Origin of the sequence: Propionispira raffinosivorans DSM 20765 (assembly GCF_000381065.1) — a bacterium.
Classification (GTDB): domain Bacteria; phylum Bacillota; class Negativicutes; order Selenomonadales; family Selenomonadaceae; genus Propionispira; species Propionispira raffinosivorans.
Window position 1 is genome coordinate 144,982 of record NZ_KB905842.1, and the last position, 19,199, is coordinate 164,180.

Genomic DNA, 19,199 nt, shown 5'->3' on the forward strand with positions numbered 1-19,199 from the left:
GTTTTATTTATACTTTAAATTTTTCTACGGAATGACGTAGTGTCATTGCTAAATTTGCCAAAGCTTGACTTGAGGAGGCGATTTCTTCCATGGAAGCGGACTGTTCTTGTGTGGCAGCCGATACGGTTTGTGTTTCTCCCGCTGCATTCCGGCTCGTTTCGTCGATTTGTTTTACGGAGTCAACGATTTTTTGACTGCCAGCGGACATGTTTTGAATTTGAACAGACATGGTTTTGATTTGATCGGATACTTGAGAGATTTTATCGGTGATTTCTTCAAATGCTTTGCCTGAACGATTGACAACTTCCGTACCCGATTTTACTTCTTTGGTACCTTCGGTCATGGCGAGTACAGCTTTGTCTGTTTCAGCTTGAATCTGGCCGATAAGCCCGGCGATTTGCTTGGCAGCTTCTTGTGATTGTTCGGCCAGTTTGCGGACTTCTTCTGCCACAACAGCAAACCCACGACCTTGTTCACCGGCACGGGCAGCTTCAATTGCTGCATTTAAAGCCAACAAATTTGTTTGTCCGGCAATCCCGGATATCGTATCGATGATTTGACCAATTTCTTTCGAACGTTCACCGAGTGTTGCAACGACTTGAGCAGATGAGTTTACCGTTTTTTCGATGGCGTTCATTTGATATACAGCCTGACTTACACTGGTATTTCCTTCCACTGCTTTTGCCGATGCCTGATTAGATTGTTCGACAACTCGATCGGCATTGGCGGAAATGCCCTGAATGGTATTTGTCATTTCGTCCACAATTGCCGATGTGGAGTGCGCAGTGGTAAGCTGCTGTTCCATACCTTGCGCTACACCTGTAATGGCTTGTGCGACTTGTGTGGAGGCTTGAGCGGACTGCTCAGCACTGGCAGTCAGCTGTTCAGAGGAGGCTGCTACTTGTTCAGCCGAGTCGGTAACATTTTTCATTAAAGTACGGATATGATCACGCATTTTGATGAGGGTATCGGACAAACGACCAAATTCATCCTTTTGATTGATAGTTTTTATACTTTTCTGGAAATCTCCCGTTGCTAATTTTTCGCAGAAGGCAACCATAGTATTTAATGGACCAGTAATTCCTTTGGTGATGATTGATCCTGTAATTGCAAGTAAAATGAAAGCAAGTAGAATGATTATAAACATTATTTTTGCCGCTTCAGTAAAGTTGTCATGATTATCCTGATTCATTTTATCGGACAAGGCAGTAAAGTAATCCATAAGTTCACGTAAACTGCCAGTGAGGTTTTTGGTTAAGGGTTCTACTTCTTTGGTATAGACCGTATAGGCTTCGGTGTTTTTCTTTTCCGAAGCTAACTGCACGACTTTATTTCTTGCTGCTTGCTGCTTGGCAAATGCAGTTTTTACATTTTCTGATAATTGTTTACCTTCGGCATTAGGCGATACTTTTTCGATATGATCTAGTGCTTCAGTTATTTTTTGAGAGCGGCTGTCAAGATCTTTCAGCAAAGCTTTTTTCTTTGTATCGTCTTGCGTTACCATGAGTTCCATAATAGAGGCTAGAGATCCTCTTACATTCGTTGCACATTCATTTACTTCTTTAACAGGAAGTAATCTTTCATTATACATGGTATTCATTTTTTGATCGGAATCATTTAAATAATGATAGCCAGTATAACCAATGATACTCATGCAAAAAATGCTGAAGCAAAGTAATGAAATTAATTTTGTACGGACGTTGATATTTTTTATGAAATCCAAGATAAAACGCTCCTTATAATATTGATTTTCTAGAGTGGGGTTATTGATAAATGGCAAAGATGATAATGCTGCCGACGACTGATGCAGTTAAACAAAGCGGAACCGCGCGAAATAATAACTTGGGGAATAAATCCGTGCGATCTTCATCACTTGAGCAAGAGCCTAAAACAAGGCTTCCACCCGATGAAAATGGAGAAATAGCGGTAGCTTGAGCACCGATTACGACACAAACAAATAAAATGATTGCCGGAATCTCGCTGGCAGCAGCAATTGAAGGGATGATTGGAAATAAAGCGGGACATACAACACCCAGGGTACTGCTGAAAAAAGACATGATGCCGCCAACCAGGCATAATGCAATCGGTATCAATAATGTAGGGATGTTTGAGCCGATCCAGCCAGCTAAAAGAGTTATCGTACCAGCTTTAATAGCAACGGAAATCAGCATGCCTACGCCACAGATCATAATCAGTGTATTCCAGGGAACCTTGGCAATGACTTGTTTTTCATCGGCTAATTTGAGTAAGAGAGCAATGGTAGAAAATGCAATGGATAATAAACCAATATCGATTTTTGCGTTCATAAAGGCAATTGTCTGATTTTGCGGGGATAAAATATGCAAAACTGGAAAAACGACAGCAATTAAAATCATTAGGGCAATTAACCAAAGTGTTGTTTTTTGTTTTTGATCAAAAGGATCTGGCAAGTCGATTTGCAGATTACTTAAAGCTTTTGCCTGATTGGTAAAAAATAATAGACAGGCAATCACAATAAGGGGGATGATCAAGGTCGTTATAAAAATAGTGGTCGTATAAACAAGCGACAGATCTTTGACACCAGCTGATTCGATAAGTGTCTTGAAGATGATACCACTTTGACTGGTCATGAAATTTGCTCCAGCCAAAGCACCGTAATTGACGGCAATCGCACCTAGTAAGGGATGCAAACCGGTTTTTTTACATAAGATCAAAGTGAGTGGTGCCATTAAGGCCATCACTGTGAAAAAACCGGCACCAAGTGCCGCTAAGATCGTTGATGCAAAAAAAATCGCAAATGGCAGCATCTGTGGGAAATTTCTACAACCATATAATAGCTGGGTAGATAATTTTTCGAGTGTTCCATTCACCAGTGCAAAATTATAAAATAAAGATACAGCAAAAATAATGAAAAAAATGTTAAGCGGCCACATGGCAATGATTTCACCAGCTTTTAAATTTAAGATGAAACAGCCAATGAAATAAGAAAAGAAGATAGCAAAAAATCCTGTATTGATTTTAGTTTTATATCCTAAAAAAATTGAAATGGCGATAGCTAATACGACAATTAAACTAATCATGCAAATCCTCCAAGTATCATACTTTTTTATTTTTTTTATAATCCTAATAACATAGACGGAATGGCTTTTGTCATGATGTCAAGCTGCTGCTGGGTTATCCCATGGTCGACAAGATATTGCAAATACTCCTGAAGTGCTAATTCCCAATGTGGATTTTCGACTTGCCCGCCATCCGTTGATATGAGTACATGTTCACAACCAACTGCTTTTATGATTGCAAGATTGTCAGCGAGGTTGCTGCGGTAGACACCATGCCCCATAGGCTGTGCATAACAACGTTCAAGGTATACACCGTAATCTCTGGTGTAGCGTATTTGATCATTTTTGGGCACACCAACTACCCAAAATTCAGGATGGGTTACGACGATTTTTCGAAGGCCCATTTCTTTTGCTTGTTTAATGATGGGTTCAATTTCGTGTGGAGCTAAATGGCCCGTGCCCAAAACGGCATCATATTCTTTCATTAGGCTGAATATATCTTCCAGCGGCTTTACGATGCGATTGTTTTCCAAGCATTGGATCCCACCGGATTTGCCGTATTTTTGTAGATGATTCGCAGCGTGTGTGGTAGGCAGCCAGACTACTTTTGCCCCCATTTTTAGGGCGCTTTCAACAGCAACTGGATTTAAGCCGCCGATATCATAGTTCAGGGTAATACTGCCAAACATGGTGAAGTTATTTGTTTGTTTATGTACCAATTCATTGTGCTTATTCACAAGAAAGGCTCGGTTCATGGTTGTTCCATGATGTGATTTCAACACGATGGCTCGTGCACCAGCTTGAATTCCGGCTTCCATTAATTCAAAATCATCATAGGCTCTTTCACGAATATCTGGTGCGGAATGTACGTGCATGTCAATAATACCTTGCAAAGAAATAGTACTCATGTAAATGTGCTCCTTATTATCTTCGTTTCGTTGCTATGTGTTATAAAGACTTAATGGTAAAATAAAACAAAAGTCCTAACCCATAATAGGTATAAATACCTATGGTTATACTGTTTTGGTTAATCTGATAATTTTTAATTTTCCAAACCAAAAATTGATTTGAGTGTAGATAATCTGTTTTTTTTTTGTTCAAAAATCATGATATTTAGCATTGTTATGCCGATTTTGAATCTTAGTTTAAAACATACATAAAAATAGGTTAATTGGAACTATTGTTTATATTTATAAGATCATTATATAATAGGCATATGGTCTACTCAATTACTTATTCTTTTATGCCCCGTATAGCTTTTGGCTATATAGGTATTATTGTAGACAGGCGAAACGTAATTTTAAATAAGGAAGATGAAGTGTATTGACAGAACGAGAGTTATTATATGTAAAAACGATTGTTGAGGAACACAGCATTTCAAAAGCAGCTCAAAAATTATATGTGAGCCAGCCTTCCTTAAGTACTTGTATCCAAAAAATTGAAAAACATTTGGGTACAAAGCTTTTTAACCGTACCAATAATGGACTCGTTCAGACTTTTGCTGGTGAACGATATTATCAACTTGCCTTGGATGTTATGAAGATTTACAGAAATTTCGAAATAGAAATGAGTGATATTAATAATTTAAAAAAGGGAAGAATCGTCTTTGGTATTACGGTATATCTGGCTACACATGTGTTACCGATTATTTTACCAGCATTTAAAAAACAATGTCCTAATATTGAGGTACAGATTATTGAGCAAAATTCTACGAATCTTGATAAAGCTTTGTTAGCTGGGGATATTAATTTTGCTGTGATGCATGCATTTCCCAATCATGAACCAGAACAAAATATGCTCGTGGATATTTACCCTTTGTTCAAAGATCCATTTTTACTGGTAACGCAAAAAGATCATTTTTTTAAAAAATATGCTCAACAAGATTCAGGGAGTGAATATCCGAAGATTGATTTGGCATTGTTTAAAAAGGAACCGTTTATTTTACTAAATGAAGGACAGAAAATACGGCAAATATCCGATTTGATTTTGCAGCAGGCTGCGTTTGAACCCGATGTAATTTTAATAACAAAAAGCTTTGAAACGGCGCGAAGATTGAGTAGTGAGGGGATGGGGGTTACTTTCATTCCACGGCAATATATAGGAATTTTCCCGAATGCTTATGAGGCAGATTACTATTATCTCGATCAAAAATATATGCCCTATTGGACTTTGTGCGTAAAGGTTCAACAGCACGCGTATATGTCAAAAGCCGAACGACTGTTTATTCGCATGCTGGGCAGTCAGTTTGGGGCAAAAGGTCTGATGGACTGAGCGATCTGAATCGGAGAATAAGAAAGGCAGACGTAATCGTTACGTCTGCCTAAATGCATTATTAAAATTAATCGTCGTAATCTTGTTTATAAGCGATCTGAAGTACATCGTCAGGTAATTCTTTTTCCCAGCGAGCCACAACAACGGCGGCAATACAATTCCCGGTAACATTGCAGGCTGTACGCGCCATATCAAGGATTCTATCTACGCCAAGAATAATGGCAATCCCTTCCACGGGAAGACCAAAGGCGGCAGCTGTGCCAGCAATAACGATAAGGGAAGCACCCGGTACGGCGGCGATTCCTTTTGTTGATAACATCAAAGTAATCAGCATCAGGACTTGTGTTTCAATTGGAAAAGGCATTCCATACACCTGAGAAATAAATACGACGGCTAAAGCACTATATAAAGTAGAACCATCCAGATTGAAGGTATAGCCGAGCGGCAGAACAAAAGTTACAATGTGTTTTGGTACACCGAATTTTTCGAGCTTGTCCATTGCAATCGGTAAGGCAGCTTCACTGGCAGCTGTTGAAAATGCCAGAATAAGCGGTTCTTTCAATGCACGAAGCAGGTGAAAGAAGTTGACCCGTACCGTAATGGAAGCTATTACAATGACAAGTGTAATAAAAATAATTAAAGCTAAATATAAAGATAGGATCAGTTTTCCTAATGGGAAAAGCATTTCTAATCCATAGGTGCTAACGGTATATGCAATCGAACCAAAGATCCCGATCGGTGCCAATAACATAACATAATGTGTAAACTTAAACATTACGTTTGCGACAGTCGTAGCAAAATCAATGACAGGACGGCCATTTTTGCCAATCGCAGCGGCAGCTACACCAAAGAAGCAAGAAAAGACAATAATTTGCAGCATATCTTGACGTGCCATCGCATCAATGATATTTGTGGGAATAAGGTTGACTAGCATATCAATGTGGTTGATGGATTTTTTTGCAGCTTCAGCAATTGCATCACTGTTGCCATTCGTTATAACAACACCGAGACCTGGTTTTAAGACATTTACAACGACTAAACCGACAACCAGGGCTAAAGTAGTAGCAAATTCAAACCATAAAATTGCTTTACCGCCTAAACGGCCTAGTTTTTTAAAATCACCAGTACCGGCAATACCCATGATCAATGAGCTGAAAATTAATGGAACAACGATCATTTTGATCATGCGGATAAAAGCATCGCCAAGTGGTTTTAAATTTTTCCCGTATTCAGGGAAGAAATAACCGAAAGCAATACCTAAAATAAGTCCAATAAAAATTTGTGTTGCAAGCCCTAGGCCTTTTTTTTGTTCTGACATAAAATTTAAAAACCCCTTTTATTCATTTTTAATGAGACAGTCCTTTGTAACGGGACATCAATTGTGATAATGTAACTACACAACTATAAAATATTCGTTATAAAATGTCAATAGGAAAGTCATTTGACAAGGGGTGTGTTCACTGTAGAAATACAAAGGATTTTTATAAATGGATTTTACGGTGCAGAAGTATAAAGTTGCTTTCGTACATAACAAAACATTCTGGATTGCAAAAGTTTTTATTCGTAAGATAATGAGGTGCGTTTGCATATAAAAAAAGTAAGTATAAAATAAATTTATACTTACTTTTTGCATTTACTTTTTAATATTAGGTGTTTTTAGCGATAAGTGCTCCAACTACAGCACCTACGATACCGGCAGTATTAACTTCACCTTGTGAATGAGTGTCTTCTTGTGATTGGTCTTCGTGATAACGATGATGGGCTTCAGAAATACCACCAAAAAGACCGGCAAACATTAAGCTGCAAAGTGCAAGTGAAACAATTTTAGTTGATTTATTTTTCATCATGAGGAAAGCCTCCTTATATTCTCTAGAACAAATTCTCTACAAGTCATAGTATAAGGTTTTATTATTTGAAATAGGTTTGATTTTGAAATATATGTAAGGAATATCTTATTTTTATTTAACAATTGAAGTGACAACTGCGAGGCGGCAGGGCTATAGCGTGATTTACGATATAAAAAAGGCAGATTCTCGAGGAATCTGCCTTTTGCTTTAGCAAAAATTTTGTTAGGCGGATCTGCGGCTGTTATGAAAGACAGAGGTCTATCAGGCGAGTCCAACATAAATTTTTACGTCAATATTGTCGCAGGTGAAATCTATGATAATAGCTTGTGGAACAGGCAGTGTAGCCTGACCTTGCCCCATCATAAGTGTTGGTGGTGAAATATCCAAACCGCCTACGTCGATTTTACTAAATTGTGTGCAGGCATTCGCACAAACCATATTTCCCATTTCGGAAATAGCACTTTGGGCTAATTTGTCAAATTCAGCTACTTCCATGCCCATCATCATTTTAGAAGCGAAGCTTTTGGCATCATCAATACTCATGCCAATTAAAATTACACCTTTTATGGAACCGATCATAGCAATGTTGAGCAAAATGCCATCATAATCAAAGGTCGAACCAACAAGGGCAATCTTCTTTTTTTCAATTTGCTGAAAACCGATTTGCGGTAGTATTTCTGTAAATGCGGATAAGATTGGGTTTATAATGTTTACATCCATAAAGTCGACCCCTTTTTAAAACCAACGCCTAAGAAGATTACGCCATACTCTGTTTGGGCTAAAGATTTGTGTATTTTAACGCTAGGACTTACAAGCTCAGCTGAATTGCCATGGAACATGCTTGGCGGTGATACACGCAGACCCAATGCTTTTTCTCTTTTATTGAGCATTGAACAGGCAATACCGCCGATAATATTCGCAAGTTCAGAAACCATAGCCAGTACTTCTTCAGGATTTTTGGCGGGGCGCCGTAAGATCGTTTCAGCAATTTTTTCAGCAACTTCAAATGATAAATCCAAAATCATGGTCCCGGTGTATTGACCGATAATACCAATGATTGTAGTGACACCTTTCGATTGATAAGGGTCGTCAATTTCGGCATCTTCAATGAAACTTACGGATGTTTTGGCCATGCGGGTAATGTTTTGCGACAAAGCTTCCTTGAACGTATCCAATCCACGAGATAGCAATTCTTGGAAAAGTGTATCTGGTGATAAGACTTTACGGATTACTTCAAATAAATTATCTGCTTCTACTGGTTTTTGAACGTAGCCGGAAATGCCAACACGTTTTGCCTCTAGTTCAGTTTCTTCGTCTTTCATCGAACTTGATAGGATGATCTTGGCTTTCGGATCATTCCTTAATAGGGCGCGGCTTACCTCAAAGCCATCTGCTTCGGGCATAGCTATATCCATCGTAACAATATCAGGTTTCGTTTTATTATACGTTTCGAGCGCCGTTTCTAGTGAATCAGCTTCACCAACAACTTCATAACCTCCATCTGTTAAAGTTTCGGCAATAATTGTTCGTGAAAATGGAGAATCGTCAACAATCATAATTTTAATCGCCATGCAATTCACTCCTTTTTATATTATATTTAGTATCTTTTTATAAGATTCGACAAAAAATATTAAAACCTTTCAAAATAAAATAGCTTTTTATGAGGATATATGTAAGAGCAGCCTTAGTATATTGTAGTTGCTGTTTTTCACTTAACGAACAACGACTCTGTTGCGACCCGCTGTTTTTGCTTCATATAATGCTTTGTCAGTGCGTTCAAATAACGCAGCTTCATTATCTTGAGCAGTAAGTGTTGAGATGCCGATACTTACTGTAACTTGAACGGTTTTTTTGTTTGTGGGTCTAAATGTTTTAGCAGCAAAATCACGACGAATATTTTCCGCGATTTTGCTAGTTTCGACTGCGTCAAGATTGGGGAGTAAGATAACAAATTCTTCACCACCAAAACGAAATGCGAGTTGAGTATCATTCAGGTTCTTTAATAAAACGTCGCTAAAGCCTACCAGTACCTGATCACCCTGCCAATGCCCGTAAGCATCATTATATTTTTTAAAAAAATCAATATCCATGATCATAAGTGAGAGTGAGATACCTTCGGTGAGTGCCTGCCTGATTTCTTTTTGCATTTTACTATTCAGGCAGCGGCGATTATATAGTCCGGTTAATGCATCCGTCAAACTTAAATCACGATAATAATGTAAATTGCGAGTCAGTGTCAGCTGTGTAAGCCGCAAATCACGGAAGCGTGCGGATAACGCAAGTGACAACAAAATAGATTCTAGTGCAGTTGCCAGCATGAGTACATTGGAGCTTGTTGTACGATCCGGGAGGAAGATCCAGCCCAAAATTCCACAAGATAGAATCCCCCAAGCGAGAAGATAATAAATGGCCGAGCGAAATCCATTGCGAAATCGGTAGAATGCTAAACCTATGAAAACTAGTGGCTGGATAAGTCCTAATCCATGAGACAGCCAATTTGCGGGAATTGAGCAGCCTAGTATTCCCAAAATACCAATGAGAATTGACAGGAGTAGAATTAAATTAAAAATTCGTTTCAAAAATATCTCATCTGAATGTATTTGTAAAAATTTAGCGGAAAATAAAGCAGCGAACGAAAATGCGGCTGATAAGCAGAACCAAAATAGAGCATTGTAAAGTCGATAATCGATATCCAGCCATAACCTTAAATGCCCATGTGAGTTGAATTGATAGATCAGCATGAAAGCGATATATAGGACATAAAATAAATAGGTTCGATCTTTGAGTACAAAAACAATAAATAAATTATAGAATACCATGGAAAGCAAAATGCCATAAAATAGCCCGTAGGCGATGTTCTTTAGTAAAGCAGCATGGATAAAATCTTTTTCCTGCCAGATCATAACGGGCAGGTTCATAACAGAAACACTTTGCAGGCGTAAATAAATATACTCGCCTTGAATATATTGATGCGGCAGAGGAAATGTCCAGTCAGCGTCCCAAATCTCGCGTGCTGTACCAGGTCGCTCTGCGCCAGCTTGTTTTAGAATGTAGTTTCTGCCTTTAGCGATTGTCGAGTCTTTAACAGGAATATACACATCTAGTTTATTGATGCTGGGATTGGTAAAATTCAATAAGAGAGGATCGGATTCATCAAAATAATTTTCTGCCGGGGGAATAAAACGTACCCAAAAAACAGAAGGCGAGATGCCCAGTGAAATGTTTTCCTGCACATGCTGGTGAAAAGCTTCATCAAAATCAGGTGAGCTTACGATCGAAAAATCGTATTGCCCATCGACATCTTCCAAAATTTCAAAATTTTTTATTGTAAAACTGCTGGCTTCAGGCGATTTTACTTCGGCTAAAGTTGTAGCTGTGTTCAAAATAAATAAAAAGGAAAGAATTGCGAATATCCTCTGTAGAGATCTCTGCATATAATCCACCAACTGACATCGTATTTAATGCATTGTAGTATATTTAAACTTCACAGCTAAAGGTGTTTCTATAGCTAAAAAATCTCCAAGCACTTTGGTCTGAAATCGTATGAAGCAGAATAACTGGCATTTATGCAAATTATAGCACAAAAGTACTAGATTACAAAAATTATTTTATGCAGGTTAAGCTAGTTATGAGGCTAATTTATTACAAAAAAAGGATACTTAGATATAAAATCTAAAGTATCCTTTTTTTGTTCCATTTATGGTATATTTAGTATACTTGTATTTTTATTGGGCAAGTATACTAGATTATCTTAGGATAATAGGGGAGATGGCCATTATAGCTGTATTGCAGCATATGAAATTAGCAATTATACTTTTAGCCTGTGTCGTTGTAGGCGGTGTTTCTGGATATATGGCATTGGAGGATTTATCAATTTATGATGCAATATACCTTGTGGTGACAACGATTTCTACGGTCGGATATGGAGATATTACACCGAAAACTATAGCTGGTCGTATTTTCACAGTTTTCTTGATTATTTTTGGTGTTGGTATTGTATTCTATACTTGGACTTTAGCCGTGAGCCTGGTTGTTGAAGGACGCATGAAAGATATTTTTGGGAGGCGTGAAATGAAAAAGCGAATTGGAAAATTAAGTCAGCATGTTATTATTTGCGGTGCGGGAAAAGTTGGGTCGAATGCGATTCTTCGATTGCAGCAAGAAAATGAAAAATTTGTCGTCATTGACAATAATCCAGTAATTTGTGAACGATTGGAACAAGAAAGAGTTCCGGTTATCCAAGGTGATGCTACGATGGATGACGTTCTCTTAGAAGCAGGTCTGTTACAGGCAAAAGGTGTTATTGCGGCTTTGTCGGGAGATGCAAACAATGTGTATATTACATTGACTGCCAGAAACATACGCCCAGATATTTTTATTGTAGCTAGAGCGGACCGCCCTGAGGCAGAAGATAAAATGCGTCGCGCTGGAGCAACATCAGTTGTTTCGCCAGCGGTGATGGGGGGGCGCCATATGGTCAATGCCTTGACAAAACCGTTAATTATGGATTTGCTTGAAAATGTCTTTTATAATCAGGAAATCCATCTGGATATGGCTCAAATTACCATTCACAACGGTTCAAGTCTGATTGGTAAAGATTTGACAAATAGCGGGATTAAGACCGTATATGGTGCTATTGTTATTGCGATCCAACGCGGCACCGAAATGGTGGTAACACCAACGGCCGAAGAAAAAATTCGCTGTGATGATGTTTTAATTTTAATGGGAGAACGTGAAGCTCTGAATAAACTCAATCGATTGGCTGGTAATGAAGCATAAAATTAATTTTCATAAAGCCATTCGAAGATAGCCGCATAGGTTTTGCTTTGAATTGAATTCGCATTTACCACACTTTTGTTTTCATCGTTTATTGTCGCGATCAGATTATTATCACCATCGAAAAAACGATAATTTTTTGACAACAGGGTTTTATCTTTTTGATTATAGACCGTATAGATAACGCTGTACTTGATTTTATTCCAGTTGGCTGTATCATAGCTGGCTTTATACTTGGCAATTATTTCTTGAAGCATCGTTTGTGATAAATCTGTTTTTAAATCTACACCAAGGATATCAGGAGAACCAATGGTTTTAACGGTGTTTGTATCGAAATAAACTGTGGCATCATTGTCCTTATAAGCTGTTTGCCAATTTGATTGTGTGTCTGCCGCCGAAGCGGTCGTGAAAAACAACATAAAGAGACAAGTAATTAATAATAGTTTTCTTTTTATCATAGGTAATAAGCTCCTTTATTTTTCGCTTCCAATATTATGGGGACTATACAAATTTATCGTACGGATATCATTCGTATTTTGTTGTACTTGCATGGAAAGGGTCGATAGTTTCTGCTCAATCGAATCCGTTTTTGATTTAGAGTTTGTGTAGGTTTGCAGGGCTGCTGTTTGTGTTTGCAGATCAACAATACTGGACTCAGTATCTGATAACCGCTTTTCAACGGCAGACATATCATGCTCGGCAGAAAGTTCTGTCTGAATTTGTTGTATTGTGGTATTTTGCTGCCAGATCACAATACTTAAGGCAATAATAATGATAAGAACCAAACAGTTTTTTATTATGTTGAAAATTTTAATACTAACACGACCTTATCTGTTGATAATAGATGCGGGGCTGATTTTTGCTATATGGGAAACTACTGAAAATATTATAGCATATCATCTGCTGGATTACATGCATCGTTGTATAACGGAATGCAGTTTATGCAAGCTGGTTTTTATAGTGTTATTTGTGTTTTAAAAGCAATAACTGCTGTTCCGCCTATTTGCACTTGCGTTGGTTCATTATTTTGGATTTTTACTTTTACATGTACTGTGCCTTCACGCAAAATGGTTTCTCCTTGTATTCCGGTAAATACAAACATAGAATGGTCATGTTTTACAATTTTGTGTTTAACCAGGTAGGCCCCGAGGGGACCGTTGGCATTGCCTGTTACCGGATCTTCTTCAATGCCAATTGCTGGGGCAAACATTCTGCCATGGGTTACTATTTCAGGGGTGTCATCCAGCGTAAAAACAAAATATCCATTACAGGCAATCTGTGCACTAAAATTACGCAGCATACCCATGTCAGGAGATAGTGCATTGAGCTTGGCACGTGACTTGATGCCAATCATTACTTTAGAGTGCCCAGTGGAAACAATTTGTGCTGGGCAGCGTGGGTCCATATCAGCTTTTGTTAAGCCTAATGCGGTCAATAGCTGTTTTTCTTCTGTGGCTGAAAACAGTTCAGAAAACTCAATCTTTCCCTGTGTCATCCAGATGATATAATCCTTTGCTTTTATAATATCTACGGGCAAAAGACCAATGCCAATTTTTTGTATGAGCTGGCAGGAGCGAAGCTGCTTTTCAACGGCACGAGCATAGTGAGCGGCAATTGTAGCATGACCGCAAGACGGAACTTCGGTCGTTGGCGTGAAATATCTAAGCTTGACGTCATGTGAGGAATCTTCGGGTGCGAAAATAAAGGCTGTTTCCGAGTTGTTTAATTCGCGAGCAATCTTTTGCATTGTTTGTTCAGATAATCCATCAGCATTTGTGACAACGCCGGCAGGGTTTCCTTTGAACTTTTCTGTAGTAAATGCATCAACTTGATAGATGGTATAGGTTTTCATTGAACAGGTCTCCTTATAAAACAAATAATTATGAATTTCTCTTCTGTTATAATAGTGCAAAATTTAGGATAAGTAAAAGAAAATTTAGAGATATAATAAAAATGCAGTTTGCTTTATTTTTGATAGATTTTATTTATGATATAAAATGCTTTTGATTATGCATTATATTTGTTAAAATGTACATGTTAACAAATATACATAGATTATAAAAAATAATAGAGCTGCATTTTGAATTTGAAATAAAATTTGTAATGGAATGCATGATGTTTAAGTAAGGGAGAGAAAATGGTATGTTAGTACGAGATTTTATGACGCCTAATCCTCATGTTTTAAACAAAAAAGCAAAATTAAAAGATGTTGTGAATTTATTTTACAAGTACAAGTTAGAAGCTGTTCCCATTTTAGATGAAGCTGGAAAACTATGTGGTCTTGTAACGAGAACCGACATTATTGACACAATGGTGGATCATTTGCCAACGTCGATTAGTATTGAGTGTATTATGACCAAAAGTGTAGTTACCGTGCATCCTGACAATACGCTGGAGGAAGCTTGGCAGATACCGATCACACATCTACCAGTTGTTGATTATGATGATAAAATCATAGGTTTATTAAACAGACAGGATTTTGTTGAAATCTTTTATAAAGAGTTGAGTAAATATAAGAATTCGGTACAGCAGTTAAGTGAATTATCATATAGCGGCGTTATCGGCATTAACCTCTATGGAATAATCAATCAGATTAATTCGGTCGCCGCGTGTTTGCTTGGTGTACCGCAAGAGTGTGCTTTGGGAAAATTTATCCATGATGTTATTCCGAATACACGACTTATGGAGGTTGTACATACGGGCAAAAAAGAATTAGGTGCCACTATCGAAATTAATGGACAAAAATTGACGGTGAATCGAGCTCCTATTTGTGAAGGTTATAAAATTGTTGGTGCAGTCGTAATTATTCAGGATGTCTTTCCCAAGAATACGCTTGAAAAAGAAAATTTACTTAAATTAGAGGCAAAAGCAGAAGTATTGGAGCAAGTCTTTAGTAGTTTGAAGCAAGGATTAATTATTGTTGATACGGATAACATCATTCGTTTTGTTAACGATGCCTATGAAGAAATAATGGGGATTCCCCGTGAAAAGCTGTTAAATCATAATGCGCAGGAGGCGGTTGAAAATTCAAGGATGCATATTGTATTGAAAACAGGAATTCCTGAACTGGATGCGATGCAATCCGTGCAAGGTCGTCAAATTATTGCGGATCGTGTACCATTTTTTAAAAATGGAAAAGTGGTTGGTGCGATTGGCGAGGCGATTTTTAAAGACATTAGTGAGGTTGAACAATTATTAAAAAGAAATAAAAGACTGATGGAAGAAAATCCGGCGAATAAAAGGATAAAGAGTAATGATTTACAGCCCAAATTGATGACTTTTGAGAATATTATTGGGCAATCAAGGAATATGATCCAGGTAAAAAGTCTGGCAGCTAAAATAGCTGCAACGGATACAACGGTGTTAATTCAAGGGGAGAGTGGAACGGGTAAGGATCTTTTTGCCCAGGCCATTCATAATGCCAGTAATAGAAATAATAATAAATTAGTAGCAATTAACTGTGCGGCAATTCCCGCAGATTTACTTGAATCAGAATTGTTTGGCTATGATGAAGGGGCTTTTACCGGGGCAAAGAAAGGTGGGAAAAAAGGTAAGTTTGAAATTGCTGAGGGTGGAACTTTATTTTTGGATGAGATTGGTGATATGCCAATGGTTATGCAGGCGAAATTGCTTAGAGTTATACAGAATAAAACATTCGAGCATGTAGGCGGGGAAAATGTCCATGTTTGTAATGTACGATTTATTGCTGCAACAAATAAAAATTTACAAGATTTAGTAAAAAAAAGGTTGTTTCGTGAAGATCTGTACTATCGTTTAAATGTCGTTTATTTAAAAGTTCCGCCACTTCGGGAACGGAAAGAAGATATTCGTGAAATCATTGAAATGATGATGCCGGTTATCTGTAATAATTTAAATATAACAATTAAGCAATTTTCAGAAGAAGCAATCGATAAAATGCTTTTATATAAATGGCCGGGAAACATACGCGAATTGATTAATGTATTAGAACAGATTGCGGCAACCGTTAGCAGCATGATCATTCAAGTAAAGGATATTCCAGCCTTTGTTTTGGAAAAAGAAAAGAGTGAGTATTTCGAAAATGAAAATATCGATGAGGCATCACAGCTGCGGTCTGCTTTGGATAAAACACACGGAAATAAAGCACTAGCCGCTAAAATGCTGGGGATTCATCGATCAACATTATATGAAAAATTAAAGAAGTATGAAATATGAGATATATATAATATTTAATGCAACTTATATGGAAAGAGTATTTATTTTTAAAAGTGTTGGGAAAGTGTCGGAATAGACAATCGCTGTCTGTTGATCCGACACTTTTTTTGTTTGAAGTGTCGGAATTACGTGTGGTTTAAAAAGTAGTCATAACTTTTTTTTATAATAAAATAACCTTTAAACATCAATGTTTTGATATTTTTTGATAATTTAATTTGATAAAAAGATAAGGTTTGGCATGTGAGTTGCATTAATAAAAGATGACACGGAAACTCAATTCAATGTTCAGGGTCATATAAAAACGTGTCGGTTATAAAAAATTATTGTAGGGGGATTTATTATGGATTTTCAACTTACAGAAGAACAAACTTTATTACAACAAAGTGCCAGAGAATTTGCTGCTGCGTACTGTGAACCAATTGCAGCAGAAATCGATAAGACTGGCAGGTATCCGGCAGAAACAATTGAGCAATTGGCAAAACATGATTTTATGGGGATGCCTTATCCAGAAGAATATGGTGGAGCTGGTGCAGATTATCTAAGTTATACGCTTGCCGTAGAGGCAATTTCAAAAGTATGTGCTTCAACGGGAATTATTTATTCCGCGCATTGTTCTTTAGGATTATGGCCAATTTATAAATGGGGATCGGAAGATTTGAAAAAAAAATATCTAGTTCCTTTATGTAAAGGTGAAAAATTAGGGGCTTTTGCATTGACTGAACCTGGTGCAGGGACGGATGCAGCATCTGGAACTTGTACTGCGTCATTGGTGGATAATGAATATATATTGAATGGTACGAAATGCTTTATTACAAATGGTGGACTAGCCGATGTCTATATCATTTTTGCTTTAACAGATCCATCGAAAGGTATAAAGGGGTTAAGTGCTTTTGTCGTAGAAAAAGGATTGGCTGGTTTTGAAATTGGTAAGCACGAAGATAAAATGGGAATTCGTGGTTCGCAGACAACTGAGTTGATTTTTAAAGACTGTCATGTAGCGAAAGAAAACCTTATTGGTGAAGAAGGCAAGGGCTTTAAGTATGCCATGCAGACTTTGGATGGTGGTCGTGTTGGTGTTGCTGCACAAGCAATTGGCATTGCTCAGGGAGCTTTGGATGAGGCTGTTAAGTTTGCGAAGGAAAGAGTTCAGTTTGGTAAACCAATTGCTACCAAACAGGCTATTCAGTGGATGCTGGCAGATATGGAAACACAGATACAAGCTGCTCGTTTGCTGGTATATAATGCTGCTGCAGCAAAAGACAGAGGGGAATCCTTTAGTAAAGAAGCGGCCATGGCAAAATTATTTGCGGCGGAAACAGCAGATTATGTTTGTACAAAAGCAATTCAGGTTCATGGCGGGTACGGGTATATTAAGGATTTTAAGGTAGAACGTTGTTATCGTGATGCAAAAATTTGTTCATTGTATGAAGGTACGAGTGAAGTACAACGAATGGTTATTTCTGGAGCGTTATTACGCTAATTTATAGCTGAAGAAAATAAGGATGTGATAAGGTTGAAAATTATTACGAAAGAAGCAGCGATACAGCTGATCAAAGATGATTCTTTTGTTGGTTTGGCTGGGTTTGTTGGATGTGCGCATCCTGAAACTTTAACGGCAGCCTGTGAAGAAAGTTTTTTAAAAAATGGACACCCTAAAAATTTGACCATTCAATTTAGTGCTGGCATTGGTGATGGCAAAACAAAAGGATCAAATCACTTTGGAAATGCAGGAATGGTTAAGCGAATTATTGGTGGTCATTATGGTTTGGCACCGCGCCTGGGTGAATTGATTTCCAAAAATCAAACGGAAGCATATAATCTTCCACAGGGGATTGTCGCGCATCTTTGGCGTGCGGCGGCTGGTAATAAACCAGGTGTTCTGAGCAAGGTTGGTTTAAAGACTTTTATTGATCCTCGCTTAGAAGGCGGCAAGCTTAATGAAAAAACAACAGAAGACATTGTAAAACTGATGCCGATTGATGGAGAAGAGTATTTGTTTTATAAGGCGTATAAACCAGATGTGGCTTTGATTCGTGCAAGCACAGCGGATGAAAACGGAAATTTGACGATGGAACGTGAGTCTGTGATAACAGAAGCTTTTGCTATTGCTGGAGCAGCAAAGGCAAATGGTGGTATTGTCATTGTGGAAGTGGAACGAATTGCGGTAAAGGGAACTTTGAAACCGATGGATATAAAAATTCCAGGGGTACTAGTTGATTATGTAGTTATGGGAGATAAAGACAAATTTTTGCAAACAAATGGTGAATATTACAACCCTGCTTATACAGGCGAAGTCAAGTTTCCATTAGGAAATGTGGTTCCACTGCCACTTACAGAACGCAAGGTTATTGCCCGCAGGGCCGCCATGGAATTAAAGCCTCATTGTAAGGCAAATCTGGGTATCGGGATGCCGGAAGGTATCGCAACGGTAGCTGCTGAAGAAGGCTTTGGTGATACGTTGACAATGACAGTTGAATCTGGTGGCTTTGGTGGAGTACCGGCTGCTGGGGCAAGCTTTGGCGCAACAGTAGATGCAGAAGCGATGATTTGTCAGACTGATATGTTTGATTTTTATGATGGAGGGAATTTGGATGTTACTTGTCTTGGCATTGCTCAGGTTGATAGCTTTGGCAATCTAAATGTCAGCAAGTTTGGACCGAAAATTCCCGGCTGCGGTGGATTTATTAATATTTCGCAAAATGCAAAAAAAATTGTTTTTTGTGGAACTTTAACGGCAGGCGGACTTAGGGAAACAATAAAGGATGGCAAGCTGGTTATTGAACAAGAAGGCAGATCTAAAAAATTTGTTCAAAAGGTAGAGCAGATTACGTTTAGTGCAGAATATGCAAAATCGATTCACCAACCCGTGATCTTTATTACGGAAAGAGCTGTTTTTGAATTGCAGGATGATGGACTTGTATTAACGGAGATTGCCCCAGGTATGGATTTGCAAAAAGATATATTAGGGCAGATTGATGCTAAGGTGAAAGTGGCGGCAAATCTTAAAGTTATGGATGAAAGAATTTTTAAAGAGAAAATCATGGGCCTGGCGGCTGATATGATAAATGCGTAG

16 protein-coding genes are annotated in these 19,199 nt (G+C 38.0%); 5 read left to right on the plus strand and 11 right to left on the minus strand.

Annotation, left to right across the window (positions count from 1 at the left end; all coding sequences use genetic code 11):
- Positions 1 to 7 precede the first annotated feature (7 nt).
- The 3 genes from F606_RS0104695 to F606_RS0104705 are packed head-to-tail and all read right to left on the minus strand — an operon-like array spanning position 8 to position 3,946.
- On the minus strand, positions 8 to 1,780 hold the full coding sequence (locus tag F606_RS0104695) for a methyl-accepting chemotaxis protein (protein ID WP_322786207.1): 1,773 nt from the start codon (positions 1,778 to 1,780) through the stop codon (positions 8 to 10).
- On the minus strand, positions 1,764 to 3,059 hold the full coding sequence (locus F606_RS0104700) for an SLC13 family permease (protein ID WP_019552722.1): 1,296 nt from the start codon (positions 3,057 to 3,059) through the stop codon (positions 1,764 to 1,766). The genes F606_RS0104695 and F606_RS0104700 overlap by 17 nt, the downstream gene beginning before the upstream one ends.
- 35 nt (positions 3,060 to 3,094) lie before the next feature.
- Complete coding sequence (locus F606_RS0104705) at positions 3,095 to 3,946, minus strand: DUF6282 family protein (RefSeq protein WP_019552723.1); 852 nt, start codon at positions 3,944 to 3,946, stop codon at positions 3,095 to 3,097.
- Between the two features lie 415 nt (positions 3,947 to 4,361).
- Here F606_RS0104705 and F606_RS0104710 point away from each other — a divergent pair, with 415 nt between their 5' ends.
- Positions 4,362 to 5,309 carry a LysR family transcriptional regulator gene (locus F606_RS0104710; protein ID WP_019552724.1) on the plus strand — a complete coding sequence of 316 codons (948 nt, stop codon included), beginning with the start codon at positions 4,362 to 4,364 and terminating at the stop codon, positions 5,307 to 5,309.
- 67 nt (positions 5,310 to 5,376) lie between these two features.
- Here F606_RS0104710 and F606_RS0104715 read toward each other — a convergent pair whose 3' ends face one another.
- The 5 genes from F606_RS0104715 to F606_RS0104735 form a co-directional block, all read right to left on the minus strand.
- On the minus strand, positions 5,377 to 6,627 hold the full coding sequence (locus F606_RS0104715; protein ID WP_019552725.1) for a dicarboxylate/amino acid:cation symporter: 1,251 nt from the start codon (positions 6,625 to 6,627) through the stop codon (positions 5,377 to 5,379).
- 328 nt (positions 6,628 to 6,955) lie between these two features.
- Positions 6,956 to 7,156 (minus strand): hypothetical protein, encoded by a 201-nt coding sequence (locus tag F606_RS0104720; RefSeq protein ID WP_019552726.1) that lies wholly within the window; start codon positions 7,154 to 7,156, stop codon positions 6,956 to 6,958.
- A 261-nt stretch (positions 7,157 to 7,417) separates the two neighbouring features.
- Positions 7,418 to 7,876, minus strand: coding sequence for a chemotaxis protein CheX (locus tag F606_RS0104725; protein ID WP_019552727.1), 459 nt, complete (start codon positions 7,874 to 7,876; stop codon positions 7,418 to 7,420).
- Positions 7,867 to 8,727: a response regulator gene (locus F606_RS0104730; protein ID WP_019552728.1), complete on the minus strand. Its 861-nt coding sequence runs from the start codon at positions 8,725 to 8,727 to the stop codon at positions 7,867 to 7,869. Before F606_RS0104730 ends, F606_RS0104725 begins: the two co-directional genes overlap by 10 nt.
- A 141-nt stretch (positions 8,728 to 8,868) precedes the next feature.
- Complete coding sequence (locus F606_RS0104735) at positions 8,869 to 10,539, minus strand: sensor domain-containing diguanylate cyclase (protein WP_211210029.1); 1,671 nt, start codon at positions 10,537 to 10,539, stop codon at positions 8,869 to 8,871.
- A gap of 412 nt (positions 10,540 to 10,951) precedes the next feature.
- Here F606_RS0104735 and F606_RS0104740 point away from each other — a divergent pair, with 412 nt between their 5' ends.
- Positions 10,952 to 11,935 (plus strand): potassium channel family protein, encoded by a 984-nt coding sequence (locus F606_RS0104740; RefSeq protein WP_211210030.1) that lies wholly within the window; start codon positions 10,952 to 10,954, stop codon positions 11,933 to 11,935.
- 2 nt (positions 11,936 to 11,937) lie between these two features.
- On the opposite strand, the gene F606_RS0104745 is transcribed toward F606_RS0104740, so the two are convergent.
- The 3 genes from F606_RS0104745 to F606_RS0104755 form a co-directional block, all read right to left on the minus strand.
- Entirely contained in the window at positions 11,938 to 12,390 is a 453-nt protein-coding gene (locus F606_RS0104745; RefSeq protein WP_019552731.1) for a hypothetical protein, read from the minus strand.
- Positions 12,391 to 12,405: 15 nt separating this feature from the next.
- Positions 12,406 to 12,717 carry a hypothetical protein gene (locus tag F606_RS0104750; RefSeq protein ID WP_019552732.1) on the minus strand — a complete coding sequence of 104 codons (312 nt, stop codon included), beginning with the start codon at positions 12,715 to 12,717 and terminating at the stop codon, positions 12,406 to 12,408.
- Positions 12,718 to 12,887: 170 nt separating this feature from the next.
- A complete protein-coding gene (locus F606_RS0104755) occupies positions 12,888 to 13,784 on the minus strand; it encodes a PhzF family isomerase (protein ID WP_019552733.1) in 897 nt (298 codons plus the stop codon).
- A gap of 290 nt (positions 13,785 to 14,074) precedes the next feature.
- On the opposite strand from F606_RS0104755, the gene F606_RS0104760 reads away from it, so the two are divergent.
- From F606_RS0104760 to F606_RS0104770, 3 genes are all read left to right on the plus strand, one after another.
- Complete coding sequence (locus F606_RS0104760; RefSeq protein WP_019552734.1) at positions 14,075 to 16,126, plus strand: sigma-54-dependent Fis family transcriptional regulator; 2,052 nt, start codon at positions 14,075 to 14,077, stop codon at positions 16,124 to 16,126.
- A gap of 340 nt (positions 16,127 to 16,466) precedes the next feature.
- Positions 16,467 to 17,606, plus strand: a complete 1,140-nt coding sequence (locus F606_RS0104765; RefSeq protein WP_019552735.1) for an acyl-CoA dehydrogenase — start codon at positions 16,467 to 16,469, stop codon at positions 17,604 to 17,606.
- 33 nt (positions 17,607 to 17,639) lie between these two features.
- The gene (locus F606_RS0104770; RefSeq protein WP_019552736.1) at positions 17,640 to 19,199 is read left to right on the plus strand and encodes an acyl CoA:acetate/3-ketoacid CoA transferase; all 1,560 of its coding nucleotides are present in this window, start codon (positions 17,640 to 17,642) and stop codon (positions 19,197 to 19,199) included.